Source organism: Microcoleus sp. PH2017_08_TRC_O_A, from assembly GCF_020738665.1.
In the GTDB taxonomy this organism is placed as follows: domain Bacteria; phylum Cyanobacteriota; class Cyanobacteriia; order Cyanobacteriales; family Microcoleaceae; genus Microcoleus.
The window spans coordinates 39,535-57,475 of record NZ_JAEQCE010000042.1 but is presented as its reverse complement, the minus strand read 5'-3'; the positions used below and the strand labels follow the sequence as shown (position 1 = coordinate 57,475).

Annotated in this window: 19 protein-coding genes; 7 read left to right on the top strand and 12 right to left on the bottom strand. The window is 46.0% G+C overall.

Going from position 1 to position 17,941, the window contains the following annotated elements:
- Positions 1-14: 14 nt before the first annotated feature.
- The 7 genes from JGK22_RS16575 to JGK22_RS16545 all read right to left on the bottom strand — a co-directional run bounded on the left by JGK22_RS16575 (position 15) and on the right by JGK22_RS16545 (position 5,342).
- Positions 15-410, bottom strand: a complete 396-nt coding sequence (locus JGK22_RS16575; protein ID WP_363319133.1) for a Uma2 family endonuclease — start codon at positions 408-410, stop codon at positions 15-17.
- Between the two features lie 44 nt (positions 411-454).
- Positions 455-1,216 (bottom strand): Uma2 family endonuclease, encoded by a 762-nt coding sequence (locus JGK22_RS16570; protein ID WP_293205914.1) that lies wholly within the window; start codon positions 1,214-1,216, stop codon positions 455-457.
- Positions 1,217-1,298: 82 nt separating this feature from the next.
- Entirely contained in the window at positions 1,299-2,093 is a 795-nt protein-coding gene (locus tag JGK22_RS16565; protein ID WP_293205911.1) for a Uma2 family endonuclease, read from the bottom strand.
- Between the two features lie 173 nt (positions 2,094-2,266).
- Positions 2,267-3,790 (bottom strand): MlaD family protein, encoded by a 1,524-nt coding sequence (locus tag JGK22_RS16560; protein WP_293205909.1) that lies wholly within the window; start codon positions 3,788-3,790, stop codon positions 2,267-2,269.
- A 125-nt stretch (positions 3,791-3,915) separates the two neighbouring features.
- Positions 3,916-4,290, bottom strand: a complete 375-nt coding sequence (locus JGK22_RS16555) for a four helix bundle protein (RefSeq protein WP_293182666.1) — start codon at positions 4,288-4,290, stop codon at positions 3,916-3,918.
- Positions 4,291-4,408: 118 nt separating this feature from the next.
- Positions 4,409-4,567: a hypothetical protein gene (locus tag JGK22_RS16550; RefSeq protein WP_293313216.1), complete on the bottom strand. Its 159-nt coding sequence runs from the start codon at positions 4,565-4,567 to the stop codon at positions 4,409-4,411.
- Complete coding sequence (locus tag JGK22_RS16545; RefSeq protein WP_293192047.1) at positions 4,560-5,342, bottom strand: ABC transporter ATP-binding protein; 783 nt, start codon at positions 5,340-5,342, stop codon at positions 4,560-4,562. The genes JGK22_RS16550 and JGK22_RS16545 overlap by 8 nt, the downstream gene beginning before the upstream one ends.
- A gap of 168 nt (positions 5,343-5,510) precedes the next feature.
- On the opposite strand from JGK22_RS16545, the gene JGK22_RS16540 reads away from it, so the two are divergent.
- Both JGK22_RS16540 and tsaE read left to right on the top strand, forming a co-directional pair.
- Positions 5,511-6,911: a gluconeogenesis factor YvcK family protein gene (locus JGK22_RS16540; RefSeq protein ID WP_293205905.1), complete on the top strand. Its 1,401-nt coding sequence runs from the start codon at positions 5,511-5,513 to the stop codon at positions 6,909-6,911.
- Between the two features lie 282 nt (positions 6,912-7,193).
- A complete protein-coding gene (gene tsaE / locus JGK22_RS16535; RefSeq protein ID WP_293205902.1) occupies positions 7,194-7,643 on the top strand; it encodes a tRNA (adenosine(37)-N6)-threonylcarbamoyltransferase complex ATPase subunit type 1 TsaE in 450 nt (149 codons plus the stop codon).
- A 39-nt stretch (positions 7,644-7,682) separates the two neighbouring features.
- On the opposite strand, the gene JGK22_RS16530 is transcribed toward tsaE, so the two are convergent.
- From JGK22_RS16530 to JGK22_RS16520, 3 genes are all read right to left on the bottom strand, one after another.
- A complete protein-coding gene (locus JGK22_RS16530) occupies positions 7,683-8,024 on the bottom strand; it encodes a DUF5615 family PIN-like protein (RefSeq protein ID WP_293192040.1) in 342 nt (113 codons plus the stop codon).
- Between the two features lie 3 nt (positions 8,025-8,027).
- Positions 8,028-8,351, bottom strand: coding sequence for a DUF433 domain-containing protein (locus JGK22_RS16525; protein WP_293182674.1), 324 nt, complete (start codon positions 8,349-8,351; stop codon positions 8,028-8,030).
- Between the two features lie 131 nt (positions 8,352-8,482).
- The gene (locus tag JGK22_RS16520) at positions 8,483-9,805 is read right to left on the bottom strand and encodes a dihydroorotase (RefSeq protein ID WP_293182676.1); all 1,323 of its coding nucleotides are present in this window, start codon (positions 9,803-9,805) and stop codon (positions 8,483-8,485) included.
- A 245-nt stretch (positions 9,806-10,050) separates the two neighbouring features.
- Between JGK22_RS16520 and lepB the strand changes: the two genes are divergently transcribed.
- Positions 10,051-10,659: a signal peptidase I gene (gene lepB / locus JGK22_RS16515; protein ID WP_293182678.1), complete on the top strand. Its 609-nt coding sequence runs from the start codon at positions 10,051-10,053 to the stop codon at positions 10,657-10,659.
- A gap of 348 nt (positions 10,660-11,007) precedes the next feature.
- Here lepB and JGK22_RS16510 read toward each other — a convergent pair whose 3' ends face one another.
- Both JGK22_RS16510 and JGK22_RS16505 read right to left on the bottom strand, forming a co-directional pair.
- Entirely contained in the window at positions 11,008-12,534 is a 1,527-nt protein-coding gene (locus JGK22_RS16510) for a peptide ligase PGM1-related protein (protein WP_293182680.1), read from the bottom strand.
- Between the two features lie 383 nt (positions 12,535-12,917).
- Positions 12,918-14,738, bottom strand: coding sequence for a glycosyltransferase family 39 protein (locus tag JGK22_RS16505; RefSeq protein WP_293182682.1), 1,821 nt, complete (start codon positions 14,736-14,738; stop codon positions 12,918-12,920).
- 350 nt (positions 14,739-15,088) lie between these two features.
- Between JGK22_RS16505 and recA the strand changes: the two genes are divergently transcribed.
- From recA to JGK22_RS16485, 4 genes are all read left to right on the top strand, one after another.
- A complete protein-coding gene (gene recA, locus JGK22_RS16500; RefSeq protein ID WP_293182686.1) occupies positions 15,089-16,228 on the top strand; it encodes a recombinase RecA in 1,140 nt (379 codons plus the stop codon).
- Positions 16,229-16,964: 736 nt separating this feature from the next.
- On the top strand, positions 16,965-17,174 hold the full coding sequence (locus JGK22_RS16495) for a hypothetical protein (protein WP_293182688.1): 210 nt from the start codon (positions 16,965-16,967) through the stop codon (positions 17,172-17,174).
- Between the two features lie 96 nt (positions 17,175-17,270).
- A complete protein-coding gene (locus JGK22_RS16490) occupies positions 17,271-17,438 on the top strand; it encodes a hypothetical protein (protein WP_293182690.1) in 168 nt (55 codons plus the stop codon).
- Positions 17,439-17,468: 30 nt separating this feature from the next.
- Complete coding sequence (locus JGK22_RS16485; protein ID WP_293148388.1) at positions 17,469-17,696, top strand: helix-turn-helix transcriptional regulator; 228 nt, start codon at positions 17,469-17,471, stop codon at positions 17,694-17,696.
- Positions 17,697-17,941 lie beyond the last annotated feature (245 nt).

The window sequence follows — 17,941 nt, the reverse complement described above, 5'->3', positions numbered from 1 at the left end:
CAGACTTCAGGAATTTACAGGCGTTTGTAAGCCTCTAGCTTATCAATTCCGCCGCTAGTTACGACTACTTCAATAGCTAAATCTGGACGTTCTCTATCAGCACCCAATTCGTAAGATTTGTCTGCTTCACATTTCACTCGTTCCGATTCATTTTCTAAAGTCAGAGACTCCGTAGGGGTGAAATCGATTCCTGTCGCCATCATGTAAGTTTCTACCAACGCACCGATACGTCCCTTGGCTGTTTCGTGTTTTCTTCCAGCTTTTTTCTGAATCTCCAGTATCCCATCTAAAAATGACAGCCGAACTCCGGGAATATCCAGCATCGGTTCTAACCTTTTGAATTGTTCCCAGCTTAACCCAGGAAATAGCAACGGTCGATCTAATTTTTCTTCTAATGTTGTTGCAGTCATGGCGCTATTTTATTCCTAATGTAAAATCTCCAATCGCTCGACCTTCAAATGGCATCAGGATCGATACCTTGACCTATCAAGTATGCCATTAGGCGATCGGCACGCTGGCGTTCCTCATCGGCCCGCTGTTGTTCCTGTTCCACCCGTTCCGCACCCCACAGCAACAAATTGCCATTCTCATCCCACCAGCGCAACCAATAACCCGTTCTCTGAGATTTTTTTCCTGACCAAACCCCCAAAAATAATCCCATTGATTCTATCCAAAATCGGCGATCGGCATCGGGTTCTTCTTGCAGTTCGTACTTTCCAGCAACCAAGCGGTATATGTCCAATTCTCCCGATCGCGGGTCAAAAATTGCATACAGCGGAACCTGCAAAATTTGCTCGTAAAACCGCCACTTTCCATAAGGATATGTCGGTTTCACAGAATACCCAGTCTCGTCATCATCCTCATATATAAATTCCATCACTATTGCCGGTAATTCTCCCTGTGCATTGGGAGTATAACTGCGACGAATTTCTCCCGGTTCTGGAGGCAATACTGAGGAAACATACACCCAATCTGGTGCTTTTACAATTATTTTGTTGTTGACTTTGGCGCACAATCCAAAATTGGAAGCTATCAGCATTGAAGGTTGGATAAATCCTGCGATTTCCAAGGATTCTCTGAGGGCTGCTACTAACAGCGGTTGGTCGATGTTTTCCACAGGATCCTCTGGTAAGTTGAAATCCTCTGGCATTTTTTCCCAAGTTACGTTGTACTCGAACGGGATTAGTTTTATTTCTGGTAATGATTTTTCCGTCATTGGTTTTGATTGTTGTGTTGCAATTAATTTTTGGGAGATTCTGAATTTTTGATTGAGAGTTAAGATCGATCGTCCCACCGCTTCAAATTGCATCGGGATCGATACCCTGACTTCTTAAATATGCCGCAAGTCGATCGGCCCGCTGTTGTTCTTGTTCGGCCCGCTGTTGTTCCTGTTCGGCCCGCTGTTGTTCTTGTTCGGCCCGCTGTTGTTCTTGTTGGACTCTTTCGATACCCCACAGCAACAAATTGCCATTCTCATCCCACCAGCGCAACCAATAACCCCTCCTCTGAGATTTTTCTCCTGACCAAACCCCCAAAAATAATCCCATCGATTCTATCCAAAATCGACTATTAGCATCTGGTTCTTGCTTTGTATACTGTCCTGAAACCAAAAGGTATACTTCTAATTCTCCCGATTTAGGATCGAAGATTGCATAAACTGGAACTTGCAAAATTTGCTCGTAAAACCGCCACTTGCCGTAAGGATATTTTGATATTGTCGAATATTCACTGCCCTTAGTATCCGATAAAAATTCCATCACTACTGCCGGCACTTCTCCCTCTGCATTGGGAGTATAACTGCGGCGCACTTCTCCTGGTTCGGGCGGCAATACTGAGGGAACGTACACCCAATCTGGGGCTTTTACTATTGTTTTGTCGTTGACTTTGGCGCACAGTCCAAAGTTGGAAGCTATTAGCATTGAAGCTATGATAAATCCTGCGAGTTCTAAGGATTCTCTGAGGGCTGCTGCTAACAGCGGTTGGTCGATGTTTTCCACAGGATCGTCGGGTAATTTGAAGTCATCGGGCAATTTTTCCCAAGTTATATTGTACTTGGTTTGCGTTGCGGGCGGTTTTGATAATGTTTGCGTCATTGCTTTTTTTGTTTCGCTTGAAAGAGGTTTTTTTTAATAAGATTTGCACAACTACTTGAATCTCGGGGTGCGCACTGCCAACCTTACTAACTGAAACCTCTACAATGCGCACCTTCCTAACGGTAGGGCGCGCCACGCGCACCTTACCGACGGTTATTCAATGATACCATATTTCAAGGAGTATTTTCGGGAGCAACTGGTTCTGCTGACCTTGAAGTTTGAGAAGGTATAACAGGCAATTTTTGCGGTTTGTGCAAACTGGGAAATCCAGGCTTTACTGATTGATTTATTGCCGTTGTATTTGCATTTACTTTCTCTGAAATAGGAGCTAATGTTTGAGCGACTTTAACTTGCTGCCGCAGTTGTTCTGTCGAGCCCAACAAGCCTCCCAAGCCGTTAAACAACCTGCGAATGTTGTTGCGGAAAGCCGGGTCTCCCGTCACTTCATCCACGTCGGAAGTGATTTTCTGCACGTTCTGAAATGTAGCTCGTGCCGAATCTAGGGTTTGCTGCAATAATAGCAAAGTGGCGGGATTGTTTACCTGGTTGGATAAATCTCGCAAAGTAGCAGAAGCTTGGGCCGCATTTGCTGATAAGACTTCTAAATTAGTTAGCAATTGTCCTTGGTTGATGCGATTAATTGTTGGACTCAAACTGCTGACGGCTACCCGCAATTCTTGACTGCTTTGATTGATGTTATTCAGGGTTGAGACTAAACTGGCGCGGTTGGTTGTTACTAATGAATTGACTTCGTTTGCTGTTAATGTGATTCTATTTGCTGCTTGAGTTACTGAATTGGCTGAATTTATGGCAGCGGCCGATACGGCTTTTGTGGAAGTGTCTGCTGTGGCTGCTACTTTGGAAACATCTGCTGCAACTCCTGATATTTCTCCTTTGAGGGACTGGTTTAAGCTGGATGCTTCTCCTTTTAACGATTGAGTTAAATTGTTGACTTCTACTTTCAAAGATTGATTTAAACTGTTGGCTTCTCCTTTTACTGATTGATTTAAAGTTGCTAATTCGCTTTTTAGTGATTGAGTTAAGTTGCCAACGTCTCCTGTTACTGATTTATTCAATGTTTTGATTTCTGCTTTGGCTGTTTGAGTTAAACTTGATAAATCTTGAGTGAGTTTAGCTGCACCTTTAGCTGTACTGGCTGTATTCTCTGCAATTGATTTAATATTGTTGAACAGCGCGGGGTCGGTGTATAAATTAGATAGGCGGACTGTGGATCTAATTAGTTCGTCGAGACTGACTCCAGCTTGACCTTTTAAGCGCGAATTTTTGCAGATTATCTCAGGGGGACAGTCGGCACTAATGGGATTGGCGGTGAGTAAGGATTCTGGCAAAATTGAGTTTGGGGTAATGTCGATCGACGATTCGCCAATTAAACCCGATTTATTTGCTTCGATCGCCACATCCCGGGGCATGACTAAAGTACCGGGGGCTATCTCCAGCATCACTTCTACGCCGTTAGCGCTGGCTTTGAGGGCGGTAATTTTACCGACGGCGACGCCGCGATACCTGACGGGCGTGCCTATTTGCATTCCCTGGGCGCTGGCAAATTCTACGGCGAATTTGTAGCTGCGGTTGCCTAGCTGCACGCCCTGTAGCCAGAGCACTAAGCCCCCAAATAAACCGATTCCTACTAAAATCAAGAATCCGACAGAACCTTCTCTTACAGTTCGCGATCGCATATTGCCTCCTTTGGCAATTGGCAGTTGGCAGTTGGCAGTTGGCAGTTGATAGTTGATAGTTGATAGTTGATAGTTGGCAGTTGGCAGTTGGCAGTTGATAGTTGATAGTTGATAGTTGGCAGTTGTTAATTTTTATCTGATGTGTTGCCTATAGATTTTAGATAGGCGTTTAGCCGGGGTGACAGTTCGTCAATAATTGGCTTGAGTGTTTCTACTTGTGTAGTTGTTAGTAGTTGCCTAGTATAAGCCCGTCTCAACCAGTGCTTTGTTTCATATAAAGAACCTCTGGCAATCTTGATAAATCTCCGATGATCCTGATAGCTGCCTCGACCATCTCCTTCAGCAATATTAGCACCAATACTATCAGCAGCTCGAATAATTTGCTTGCCGACCGTATCTTTAGCTAGTGCGTCCCATTTTATAACAATATTCCAAATTTCATCAGCTAATTTTTCTGATAATTTATAAACATCTAATTTTTGAAAATTTGTTTGTGACATATCCCATCTCCCAATAATACAAACAATTAACCACTGCCAACCGCTTTCCTAACAACCGCCCACTGTTAACTAACAACTGCCCACTGTCAACTAACAACTAACAACTGCCCACTGTCAACTAACAACTGCCAACTGCCAACTGCCAACTGCCAACTGCCCACTGCCAACTAACAACTGCCAACTGCCAACTGCCAACTGCCAACTGCCAACTGCCAACTGCCCACTGCCAACTGCCAACTGCCCACTGCCAACTGCCCACTGACAATTGACTATCCAATCACTTGAATTGGGCCGGTAACGCTGCCACTAAAAAATTGTTTAATTAACAAATTATCTGTCGATGCAATGTCGCTGACAGTTCCCTCCCACTGCACTTTGCCTTGATAGAGAAACACGATGCGATCGGCAGTCCGGCGAATGGTACTGTCTTGGTGAGTGACGATCGCATAAGTGCTGCAAACTCCCTGAGCTCTCTGCAAATCCCGAATTAAATCTTCAATTACCGTCGAAGCGATGGGATCTAAGCCCGCCGTCGGTTCGTCGTACAACAAAACCTCCGGATTGTCCCTCGCATTATCGGGATTTGCCATGATGGCGCGGGCAAAACTTACCCGCTTCCGCATTCCCCCAGACAACTGCGCTGGATAGCGTTCGCCAATTCCCCGCAAACCCACCATCTCTAACTTTTCCTCGACCAATTCCCGAATCCGGCGGCGTGGCAGCTTAGAATGCTGGTACAGTAAAAAACCGACATTCTCCTCTACCGTAAGCGAATCAAACAAAGCAGCTTGCTGAAATACCATCCCAATCCCGATCGGATCTGCCACGTCGTCCACCCATCCCATCCGCCGTTGTCCCTGAACGAAAACCTCGCCGGCATCCGGGGCCAACAAACCCGCGATTATCCGCAAAATCGTAGATTTCCCCGTCCCGGAAGGGCCAATAATTGCCAGGGCCTCTCCCCGATATATCCTCAGATCAACTCGATCGAGGATCGGGTTATCCCCGAAGGACTTACTTACCCCCTTGAGTTCGATTAGCGGCTCAGCCATAAGATGCGATCGATTATTATGTTGTCAGTCATCAGTCATCAGTCTAGCTAATGACTAATGACTCATGATTAATGAGTAATGACCTAAATTGACTGCCAGAATCAAAACTCTCTTGTATTGTAAATTTGTCAGCTTGAGCTATTCCAATACCATTAAGACTAATTAACCATGTCAATTAGTTCATTTCCTAAAGCCCTGCGAGTCTTTGCCAAAGCTAAGCAGGTTTTTGTCCAATCCAGAAATCCTTACCCTCCCTCTTTGCGGAACGGGCGAGTTCACCAGTGGTTTAAGTGGTTGGCCCCCGGACTGTTGGTGAAACGGTGGCTGCTGATCAGTGCTAGCGGTGTGGTACTTGCCACTTTGGGTTTAGCGATTTGGACTGGGATGACTCCGATCTTTTTGCTGTTGCAATTGTTGAGAAATTTTTTGACTTGGATTGCGGAAGTTATTCCCAATTACGTGTCGGGCCCGATCGTGATTGCGGGCGGGATTTTGTTAATTCTGTGGGGCCAAACTCGCAGTTTGAACTCAATTACCCAAGTGCTGATGCCCGAAGGGAATGAGGAATTGGTCGATCGACTCCTCAACCACCGCCGCTTGCACCGCGGCCCTAAAATTGTCGCCATTGGAGGGGGTACAGGCCTTTCTCATTTGCTTAGGGGATTGAAAGATTACAGTGCCAAAATTACTGCGATCGTCACGGTGGCCGATGATGGCGGGTCTTCCGGGCGACTGCGACGGGAAATTGGAGTATTGCCGCCGGGAGATATTCGCAATTGTTTGGCCGCTTTGGCCGATGAGGAAAAGTTATTAACTGAGTTATTTCAATATCGCTTTCAGGCTGGTGACGGTTTGGTTGGTCACAGTTTTGGGAATTTGTTTTTGACTGCGATGAGCGATATTGCTGGAGATTTGGAACAGGCGATCGCCGCCAGTTCAAAAGTTTTAGCAGTGAGGGGGGAGGTGCTGCCGGCTACTCTGAGCGACGTTTCTTTGTGGGCAGAACTGTCTGATGGCCGGAGAATTGAGGGGGAGTCCAGCATCACCAAAGCTAACGGAAAAATCGTCAAAATTGGCTGCAATCCGGCTAATCCTCCGGCTTTGCCCAGGGCCGTCGAAGCGCTGCGGGAAGCGGATTTTATTATTATTGGGCCGGGGAGTCTTTATACGAGTGTGATTCCGAATTTGTTGGTGAAGGAAATTGCTGATGCGATCGCCAATAGTGAAGTTCCGCGCATTTATGTGTGCAATATTATGACTCAGCCGGGGGAAACAGACGGATACAGCGTTGCCGATCACATTCGGGCGATCGATCGGGCTTGCGGCCGCCCCCTATTCGATGCTGTAGTAGTTCAAGGAAAAGTCCCATCTGCAAAATCTTTGATCCGCTATTCTCAAGAGAATTCCTATCCGGTTGTGCTCGATAGAGAAGCCATAACGCAACTGGGGCGGCGAATTGTGATCGCCAACGTCATGGATGAAGATAAAAATACCGGTTTAATTCGCCACAATTCCCAAAGATTGGCGGGGATGTTGCTGCGTTGGTACGGGCGAGCCCAGAATATTTAAGCTGATTAAGGGGGAGATGGGGAGATGGGGAGATGGGGAGATGGGGAGATGGGGAGATGGGGAGCATCTCATTTTTGCAAAAAGCATTTTTTTTACAGTGCTGTCCCCGCTCGCGTGCTATACAAAGCACGCGAGCGGGGACAGCACTCTTAAAGCAAAACTGAGATACACCCCAACCGATAATGACTAATGACTGCTGTTCGCGAGCGTCCCCGCTCGCACTTCTGACTAATGACTAATGACAACTGACTAATGACTACTGACTACTGACTACTGACTGAAATGAAAACTTTGCTTGCAGATTTTGAGGCTACGCGCCAGTTTGGTATTGCGTTAGGTCGATCGCTCCCACCAGGCACTGTAATCTTGTTACAAGGAGACTTAGGCGCCGGCAAAACCACCTTGGTTCAAGGTATCGCCGAAGGTTTGGGAATCTCCGAATCTGTGGAAAGTCCTACTTTCACCCTGATTAACGAGTATTTTGCAGGGCGGATTCCGCTGTATCATCTAGACTTGTATCGACTCGAACCCGAAGAAGCGGAGGCTTTGCACTTAGAGAGTTATTGGGACGGATTAGAAAGGGATTTGGGGATTGTGGCGATCGAATGGGCCGAAAGATTGCAGTACAAACCCGAAAAATATTTGCAAATTTCTTTGATTTATCTCGATAACGGGCGCCAAATTGAAGTGATGGGAACTGGCGAGTTATTGGATTGGGAATGGGAAAATTGAGAAAATGGCTATTCCCTACGGGATAGCTACAGCGCGTACTTACTGCGGCGGGCGGTTGACTCGAATCAATTTGCCCCTCAAAGTTTCTTCACCAGCAATAGCATCATTAATGCGTGTTGCCAATATTTCTACATTCCGATTTTTAGTGCAGACAATAATACCTGCATGGTCTGGCTTTCGGTTGTGCAGTCCGATAAAATCAAACCGATTTAATGTCAAAATAGCGCGATCGTTACTCACAGCAAATTCTAGCACTTCAGGATCGGGAATGCCCAGATTTGCTTTTCCTGCTTCCTGAACTGTAAGCACATTGTGACCAAAAGCCCGCAGCAATTCCACAACTGGCAAAGGAAATTGTTCGTCTGCATATAATAATGCCATAAGTTATGCTTCCTCATTTTTGCTGATTGCTTGTTCAATTTCCTCTATATGTGAATCAGCATAAGTCCAAACATTGACCAAATCAGCAGCACTTAGATGGGGATAAAATTGGAGAAGTTCGGAATCGCTTGAACCTTCATTGCGAAAACCAACAAGCAGCCACACTGGAATGCGAGTTTTGGCAATACAAGCATCGCCGCCGCACACTTCGGGAGTCTTGGTAATTCCCGGCCAGCTATTGCTTAAACTTTGGGTTAACAGCCGTATTGCTTCAGATTTCTCGGTCGGAGTTAAGGCAAGAAGTTGTGTTTCTAGTTCTTGGAGCATAGGTAATATCGCCTCGATCGTAAGGGAATATACTCTGATAATTTTAGCACAACTTTTGCTGTAATGTTTTAGGTATGTAGTTGCGCTTCAGCGCTGAAGCGCAACTACATACCTTTGTTTATATAAATTGACTACTCAACGTCAAATGTCAAGGCTTTACCCCTGACATTTGTATCTAATTTACCGTTCTCAAAAACAACTTTTCCTCCCACAACTGTCACCACGGGCCATCCAGTTAAATTCCAACCTTCAAAGGAACTCCAGCCGCACTTACTCGCCATTTCTGCTCCGATCACCGGGCGGTAGTTGTCCAAATCAACTAAAACTAAATCGGCGTCAAAACCCGGAGCGATCGCCCCTTTGTTCGGAATCTTATAAGCCTTCGCAACAGCCGCAGACATCCAATTAGCAACTTGTGCAACTGTACACCTTCCCTCGACTGCTTGCGTCAACATCAAAGGCAAAGAAGTTTCAACTCCGGGCATTCCCGATGGGCTATTTGGATATTCTTGAGCTTTTTCTTCTAACGTGTGCGGCGCGTGATCGGTGGCGATAAAATCAATTACGCCATCGAGTAAAGCTTGCCAAAGTATTTCGTTATCGCGGGTGTCCCGCAACGGCGGATTCATCTGGGCTAAACTGCCAATCTTCTCATAGGCGCTGGTATTTAACAGTAAATGCTGCGGCGTTACTTCTGCTGTTACCCAACTCGGTTTTTCTTGTCGCAAAAACTCGGCTTCGTCGCCAGTTGAAAGATGCAGAATGTGCAGTCGGCGCTGATATTTTTTAGAAAGTTTTACGGCTAGCTGAGTTGCTAACAAGGCTGCTTGATTGTCTTGAATTTGCGAGTGTACAGCTAAATCGGTACTGCCGGCAAATTCCTGACGACGCTGATTAATTCTAGTTTGATCTTCGGCGTGTACTGCAATTAATCGATCGCCCTTTGCGAAAACTCGCTCTAAATTTTCCTCTCCATCCATCAACAACTGTCCGTGCATCGAACCCATAAACACCTTAATCCCCGGAGTCGGATTCGCATCCAACAAATCCGGTAAATTCTCCGGCGTCGCCCCAATAAAAAAGCCGTAATTGACCAAACACTTGTCAGCAGCGCGCCTTAGCTTGTCATCTAAGGCCGCTTGGGTTGTGGTTAGGGGGCGGGTATTCGGCATTTCCAAAAACGATGTCACGCCGCCCTTAGCGCACGCACAGCTAGCCGTAAACAAATCTTCCTTGTGTTCCAAACCCGGTTCGCGGAAGTGTACCTGCGGGTCAATTACTCCGGGTAAGAGAGTTAAGCCGATCGCATTTATTTCGCGATCGCCGGACATGGCAATCTCCGGAGCAACCCGAACAATTTTGCCATCGCTAATTTGCACGTCCCCTACCAAAAATTCGCCGTCAGGTAACAGAATGCGAGCGCGACGGATTAACAAACTTGATGTGGTCGGCATAAGCTATAATTAAATAGGTAATGTACGTAGAAGCCCAGACAAATTTTATCCTCAAAAGAGTTAGAAAAATACTAATAAATATAACTAGCTTTCAGGAAAATTGTAATTTTTACGATCGACCTCGGCGCACTTTACTCAACCAGATAGTACAAAAACTCACGTCTGGGGCGCAGATTTTGCAGATTTCCTCAAAAAACCCCGAAATAAGTTTATAATTTGTATCCAGCCCAGTGACTTAAATACTTATGACTCGTCTAGACAAGTCAGCCGACCCAAAACCCCCGCAAGATACCGAAAATCCTTGGATAGAAGGAATTAAGACGATCGGCTTAGCAGCATTCTTAGCCTTTGGTATCCGCACCCTGGTTGCTGAAGCTCGCTACATTCCCACCGGCTCGATGCTCCCAACCTTGCAAATTAACGATCGATTAATTATAGACAAGGTGAGCTATCGACTTCAAGACCCGCAGCGAGGAGATATTATCGTGTTTATGCCTCCCGATCCGGCGAGTTTGTGCACGGGACAGCCGCCGCCGATCAAAGATGCCTACATCAAGCGAGTGATCGGACTTCCGGGCGATACTGTGGAAGTCAAAGATGGAAAAGTTTATATCAACAAGCAGCCGCTACAGGAAAAATATATTGAAGAAATTCCGCAGTATCCCTACGGGCCTGTAGTTGTATCTCAAAATTCTTACTTGGTACTCGGGGACAACCGCAACGCAAGCTGTGACAGCCATTATTGGGGCTTTGTACCCAGACAAAATATCATCGGTAGGGCGATCGTCCGTTTTTGGCCTCTCAACCGCACAGGCTCGATCGACCCCACACCGATTTATCCCGCTAAAAAATAGCTACCATTCAAATCCTCGGCGGTTGGAAACCGCGTCTATACAAACGATTCAAATCCTCGGCGGTTGGAAACCGCGTCTATACAAACGATTCAAATCCTCGGCGGTTGGAAACCGCGTCTATACAAACAATGTCCGCCTCCGCGGACTAAGAAATATGGAATTTCAGAGCAATGTGCGATGGCTTACGCCCCGCTACGCTACGACTCTTCAACCCGCGGAGGCGGGTTTTGTTGGTATAGACGCGGTTTCAACCGCCGGGTTTGTGGGTTGATCGGTGATATCAATTCCCGTTGCATCAGTATTGTTCAAACCGTCAACTGTCAACTGTCAATTGTCAACTGTCAACTGTCAACTGAATGACGTTTCGCGATCGAGAACTTTCACAACCTTGTTATACATATCCTCAGCTTCTTGTGGCGAATTGCCAATACTCGTCAATCCCAATTTGCCAAACTCCGACAAACAACCCATTAAATGAAACACGCTCCCCGTCTCAGTACCAGTGTCAAAATGCAGTTGATTGTCAGCAATAATATCCATCAAATCATTCGGCAACAATCCCCGATACCGCTCCTTTTTCAAATTATCCGAAGCCACATAATATTTCGGACGCCCCTGCTGGCTGTAAAATAATCCCGTAGTTCGCTCGTACCGACCGTTTGTTAACAGCTTCAAAGCCATAAACGGATGAGTTGTACCTCCTTTACGCAAGTTAATTTCTATTGCTTGAATATCCCATTTCCCGTCCGATTGCTTGACAGCAACATAATCCACTCCAAATCGCTCCAAAGCACCTTTTGCTGCTAAATTTTTTCCCACTTTCCATCCCAATTCTTGCAACGCCAGCCGATAGGATTCATCCGCCGGAAATCGGCAACCCAAGAAAATTTGACCGTCTGGGCCGCCTAAAATCTGGTCGTGGGTTGACAGAATTTCAACTTCGCCACTGGGGACAATTCGACCTTGAACGCTGGGCGATCGCTTTTCTTCTCCTTCGATAAATGCTTCCGCAATTGCCCCTAATTCGGGAATGCGGCTGCTGAAATTTTTCCAGGTTTCGCCTGTTGATTGAAAGCGCAAATTGTGGAAGCAATCGCCAATTGCTTTAACTCTTTCTTGAGGTGCTTTACCTGCGATCGGCTTCAAATCTAAAATTGCATTTCCTTCCCCCGAAAAACCTTCATTTAACTTAATTACCATCCGCTGCAAATCCGGCTGTCTTTCCCACAACGCAGCCGCAGCTTGGGCCAAATCTTCTGCATTCCAAACCAACTCGGAACCGTCAGGATAAGGTACGCCAGCTTCTTGAAAAATTTGCCTGCTGCCGCTTTTTGTTCCCCAATAAAGCAAATCCGGATCGCTAGCCCACAAAGGAATTCCCAATTTAACAGATAACTCGCGCTCTAAGGGCGTCGAGTTGTAACAAACCATATAAGATTTTGTCGGGCGTACTGCTTGGCGAATTCGCTCCATCAAGCGAGGACGTTCTAAAATTTTCTGGGTGAGGGATTTCGCCGATGCATCGTAAGCCGAGAACAGCAAAAGGCGATCGCGCGCGTGAGAAAATGGAATACCTGGGAGCAATTGCAGGTAATAATCTATAATCATGGGGTGCAGCGGCTCCGAGGTGATGTAAATTAAGCGCGTGCGAGGATTTCGCAGGCGAATCAATGAAAATAAATGCCGCTCTTCGTAGTGGTAAGCACCCTCAACTTTCAGAATTTCTTGCTGATCTAAGCTGAGAGAAGGAATGACGATAATATCACAATCTCCGCTGTCAAATTCTTCTATCTCTCGCCAACGTTCGCGTAATTCTGTCTGAAGATTGCGAAATTTTTGCGAGTATTCGGAAGATGAATTGTTTGACTCTTGCATGGCGTTTTCTCCTAATTATTCAAATAATTATTGCTAATGATGTAGGGTGCGTCAGCCCAAATAGTTGAGACAACTCAACTGGCACTCTTATAGGGGTTAATTTTTAGCTACGTTGTTGCGCTTGGGCGCTTACATATATAAAGAGCGCTGAAGCGCAACTACGTACCTTTGAGCGCTGAAGCGCAACTACGTACCAAGATGGCGCTGAAGCGCAACTACGTACCAAGATGGCGCTGAAGCGCAACTACGTACCAAGATGGCGCTGAAGCGCAACTACGTACCTTTATTTAAATTGACAAAATTCTCAAATAGTGACTTAAGGTGCGTCAGTTCAAATATTTGAGGCAAATCAAACAGTTTTTTTCAGCGCACCCTACCGGGAACTAAGAAGTTCGCCGCACTCGAAAAAGTTTGGCGTATGCCAATATCGGCTCTAGGCGGCGTTGATTTTGCTTGAGTGCCGATCGCAATTTTTCCGAAGGGCGGAACACCAGAGGAGCCGAATATTTGTTCAGCATCTCGATATCGGGCGACTGACTCAACAGCATAAGTCGTACATCTTTGTCGAGCAAATAACTTAGGGAGAGCAAATCTCCCATGTTAGTAAAGTCATTACCGCGATCGCTAATTACAATTGTATCTTTAATCGAGCGATTAGCCATCGCCTCTTTGTTAATATTTCTCGCAACTTCAGCATTAAAATAGCTCAAGTCTTTGCTCCACCAAGTATCAGCAACACCGCTGACTGTACAGGATGCTATGCTTGCTGTAAATACCCCGGCTAAAACGACTTGCCAAAACCGCTGCTGAGTTTTCACATTATTGGCCAGCAAGCAAGCAACTGCTAGCTGCACCCCCGGAAAGCAGGAAATCAGATACCGACTGACGGCGGAGCGTTTGCCACCTAGAATTATATCCGGTAAAACTAGCATCAAAAACGGGACGAAAATTGATGTTATAATAAACATCAAAGTTGAAATATTTGTGCGGCGGCAGATGTTGTAAACGGCTGCCGCAATTAACAGCAAAAATGGCAATCTTAGCAGATAAGTCCAGATATTGTCAAAGCCGAAGTCGAAGTCAAAAAATAAGGCTGTAAAGCTGAGCGTCCACAATTTTGCCAGGTACAGCCAACCAGGAGATATTCGCGTCCAATCTGTCGTTGCTGAGGCTCGTTCCAGGTTGGTCGCCAGCACGTAAATCCACGGCAGATACAAGATTAAAGCTGCTGTTACTGCTAAGAAAAATTGCGAATTAGTTAAGTGACCTCGCAATTTTCTTTTTTTGACAAACAGCCAGCAAGCAATTATAAAAACTCCATGTCCGACAAGTGTTAACGTGAAGAAAGGGTGAGTGTAGCAACCGATCGCGATCGCGATCGAGTAATACGCCCAATTTTGCCACCCCCGCAACCGCAATGCTCTCAGCAGCAGCCAACTGCTGCCAATCACCGTTGCAGTCAGCAAACTGTACTGCCTTGCTGTCTGAGCAAACAAGATATCAAAGGGAGATAAAGCCAAAAGTGTTGTTGCTACTAAGGCTGCCAAATTTGAAGCGAAAAGTTCCTGGGCTAAAGCGTACATCAAAGGCAGCGACAGCAAACTCAATATTGCTGGCAAACTGCGGGATGCTGCAAGAGAACTGCCAAATTGCTGCATCCACAAACGAGCCATCAAAAAGTACAAAGGCGGATGCTGCGGGTCTTCTAGTGCTAAGGAACGTATTGTGTCTGCTGCTGTACTTCCCGGTTTTATCCGCTGATATTTCTGCAATTCTGGTGCGGGAATAATGCGGTTTTGAAATAGTTCGTCGTCGATTTCTTGCCTGGTGAAACCAGCGGCGCGGATTGATGTGTAAGCTTCGTCGTGCCAGTAAAGTTTGCGATCGATCTCGAAGAACCGAAATCCGATACCTAGTAAAATGCCGATCGCCAATAACCAGATCAGCAACCGCGAATTTTGAGGATTTTTGGGATTAACAGATGTGTCTTGATGTGTTGTAGATGCCATGCTTGTCCTAATTGTAGCGATCGTCCCAGATGCGTACCGATCGACTCCGGGGACGATCGCACCACTACGCTCAGAAACCGGGTTTTTTACCGGGTTCGCCTGCTGCAACCTGTGTATTGCTGTGGAAAAACCCGGTTTCTCTCCACCCCCGTTTGGGCCCTGTAAAAGATCGATCGATACCTGTACAGATCCCAACCGACCATTATTCTACCTTCTGCCGAAAGCCTTCTACCTTCCAAGCAAGAGCCACCTTCAACAGTTGACAGTTGATAGTTGACAGTTGACAGTTGACCGAAGGAGAGCGACCTCTACCCTTAAATCCGAGGATTGGAGTAATGAATAGTCTGATTTTAATTTCTCTCTCGAAGGCGGGCGGGCTTTCAACCAATTCTTTCTGGTGAGGGCGCGATCGGGCCCAACCACCGCAAAATCAAGAATTCTAAACCAAATCCCCCCAGAACCTCCAGACCCCAAAAATAACTGCTAACATACGTGTTGTACAGTTAATCAACAAGCTCCGCAAGGGGTCTACCCGCGTACCGAAAATGGCAAAAAAAGAAGCTTCTACAAAAACTACTGAAAACACAGAAAAGCAAAAAGCCCTAACTTCCGTACTGTCCCAAATCGAGCGCAGCTTTGGCAAAGGAGCGATCGTCCGATTGGGAGACTCCACTCGCATGAGGGTAGAAACCATCCCCACCGGAGCTCTGACACTGGACATTGCTTTGGGCGGCGGTTTGCCAAAAGGCCGAGTAATTGAAATTTACGGCCCGGAAAGTTCCGGTAAAACTACTCTAGCGCTCCACGCGATCGCCGAAGTCCAAAAAACCGGCGGCATCGCAGCCTTCGTAGATGCCGAGCACGCCCTCGATCCCACCTACGCCTCAGCATTAGGCGTCGATATTGAAAATCTCTTAGTTTCCCAGCCGGATACCGGCGAAATGGCCCTAGAAATTGTCGATCAACTCGTGCGATCCGTCGCCGTCGATATCGTAGTCATTGACTCCGTAGCCGCCCTCGTCCCCCGCGCCGAAATCGAAGGCGACATGGGCGACTCCCACATGGGTTTGCAAGCCCGCTTGATGAGCCAAGCACTGCGGAAAATCACCGGCAACATCGGCAAATCCGGCTGTACCGTGATTTTCCTCAACCAATTGCGGCAGAAAATCGGCATAACTTACGGCAACCCCGAAACCACAACCGGCGGTAACGCCCTCAAATTTTACGCCAGCGTGCGGCTCGACATTCGCCGCATTCAAAGCTTGAAAAAAGGTACCGAAGAATACGGCAACCGCACAAAAGTTAAAGTTGCTAAAAATAAAGTTGCTCCGCCTTTCCGCATTGCCGAATTTGACATTGTATTTGGTAAAGGCATTTCTACCTTAGGCTGTCTGACTGACTTGGCAGACGAGATGGGAGTAATCCTGAAAAAAGGTTCTTGGTATAGTTACAACGGCGAGAACATCGCTCAAGGACGAGACAAAGTGATTCAACACATGGAGAAAAATATCGATTTCAAAAATGAGATCGAGCGGCTAGTACGGGAAAAACTTGATACTGGGGCAGTGGTTTCTGCTAATTCTGTCGCTCCTGTGGATGTCGATGCTGATGATGTCGATGCTGATGATGATGAGGTTGTTGATAATGATGACATTCAAGATGTAGGAGACATGGAAGAAATTTAAATTTTGTCGCGATCGGTCATTAGTTCTGTCCGCGAAGAGCGTATTGTATAATACGCTCTTCGCGGACACCACTAAAATCAAAAATGCTTGTTACAAAAATGAGATGCTCTCAAATTAAATGGGTGCATCTCATTTTTGCATCAATACTAGCTCGCTTCGAGTGCGTAGGCGCAAGCCGGGACGTAGCCATCGCCCGGGGAAATTTCTGTCACCGAGAGCTATTGAGGTGGGTCGCTACTCGAAAAGTCGATTTTAATTCAGTTTAATGGCGACACACCCTACGAATAATATTGCTACAGGGCAAGCTGTCAAATGTTTACTTCACCCTGCTTCTGGTCTCTTCACCTTGATTCACTTGGTAGCACTCGCATCACTGCGTTTACACGCTTCAGCTTCTGACTCATTGCAGGTGCAAATACTTAGGAGCAGAATAGATTCATATACGTAAGTAAAGGAGTTCCAATCACCGCTAAATACTGTGGAGTTTACGGTTACTTCCCTCTGGGTCAAGCTGCGGTAACTAACACTAGCCAGATTTTGACAACTGACAGATTTCACCTCTGAGGCTGTTTGTAAAGAAATGTAAAAGCTCCTGAAAGTTAATTGCTGTTACAGAATGTAGGATTTCTGAGCTGAACTGTAAAAAAAAGTTGTCTTGATTCATCGCAAAAATGAACTGGACAAACATGAATTTCATTTTTCAGGAACTTAAATTCTTATCCCAGGAGAATCAATCATGACTGACGGTCAATTAGGAGTTATATTAAAGATGGCTCAAACAATTAATCCTCAAATTGAGAGCGATCGACATTTTGAAATAGACTTGGAAAAATTGCGTCAACTGCCAGCAGGAACATTAGGGTGCGAAGTGGCGCGATTTCTAGACGAACAAGGGTTTGAGCCGATCGCATCTGGAGACTGGATTCAACGAAACCACGACGTTTAACCGGTTCTCACTGGTCTTTCACCTTCTGCCGAAGATGAATTTGTACTTCAAGCGTTTACTCGCGCTCAAGTATTTCGCCCTTCCTGTGCGATTTTAGTGTTAGTTGGATTGCTAAGTGGCAAATGCCCGATCGGACAAATTATCAAAGGTTTAAAACATGGAAAATTAGCCGAGCGGCTAATTGACTGGGACGTTGCATCTGATTGGGAAACTCCCTTATCTGAAGTCCGAGAGAAACTGGGGATTCTACCATTAATTGATTAATTTTTTAACTCGTCACTGCACTGCAAAACTATGCAAAGCACAATTTACAAACCGGTAATCAGCCTGAGCCCGCGAGAAAGAGCGATCGCCCAATTAGTAGCGCAAGGTCTGCCCAACAAATGTATTGCCAAAAATTTAAATATCAGTCACTGGACGGTTGCTACTTACGTGAGGCGGATTTTTATCAAACTCGGTGTTTGTTCTAGAACTGCGATGATTGCACTGTTGATGCAAGAAAATATGCTCTGGGACTCATGAGTCGATTTAAGATTTTAGATTTTACGTTGACTCACCTTGATGAATCAGGGAACTTGAACTATGGTCTAAAATTTGGGAATCGATTTTGACCCTCGTGTCGGGCATTTATACCTGTTTTTGAGGCGGAATAAGTTAGATATAGCGGTTCTTAGAAAGATGCGGTACGTAGTTGGGCTTCAGCCCTCTTAGTTTAATGGTTATAGAAGCTGTCAACAGTTGACAGTTGACAGTTGACAGTTGACAGT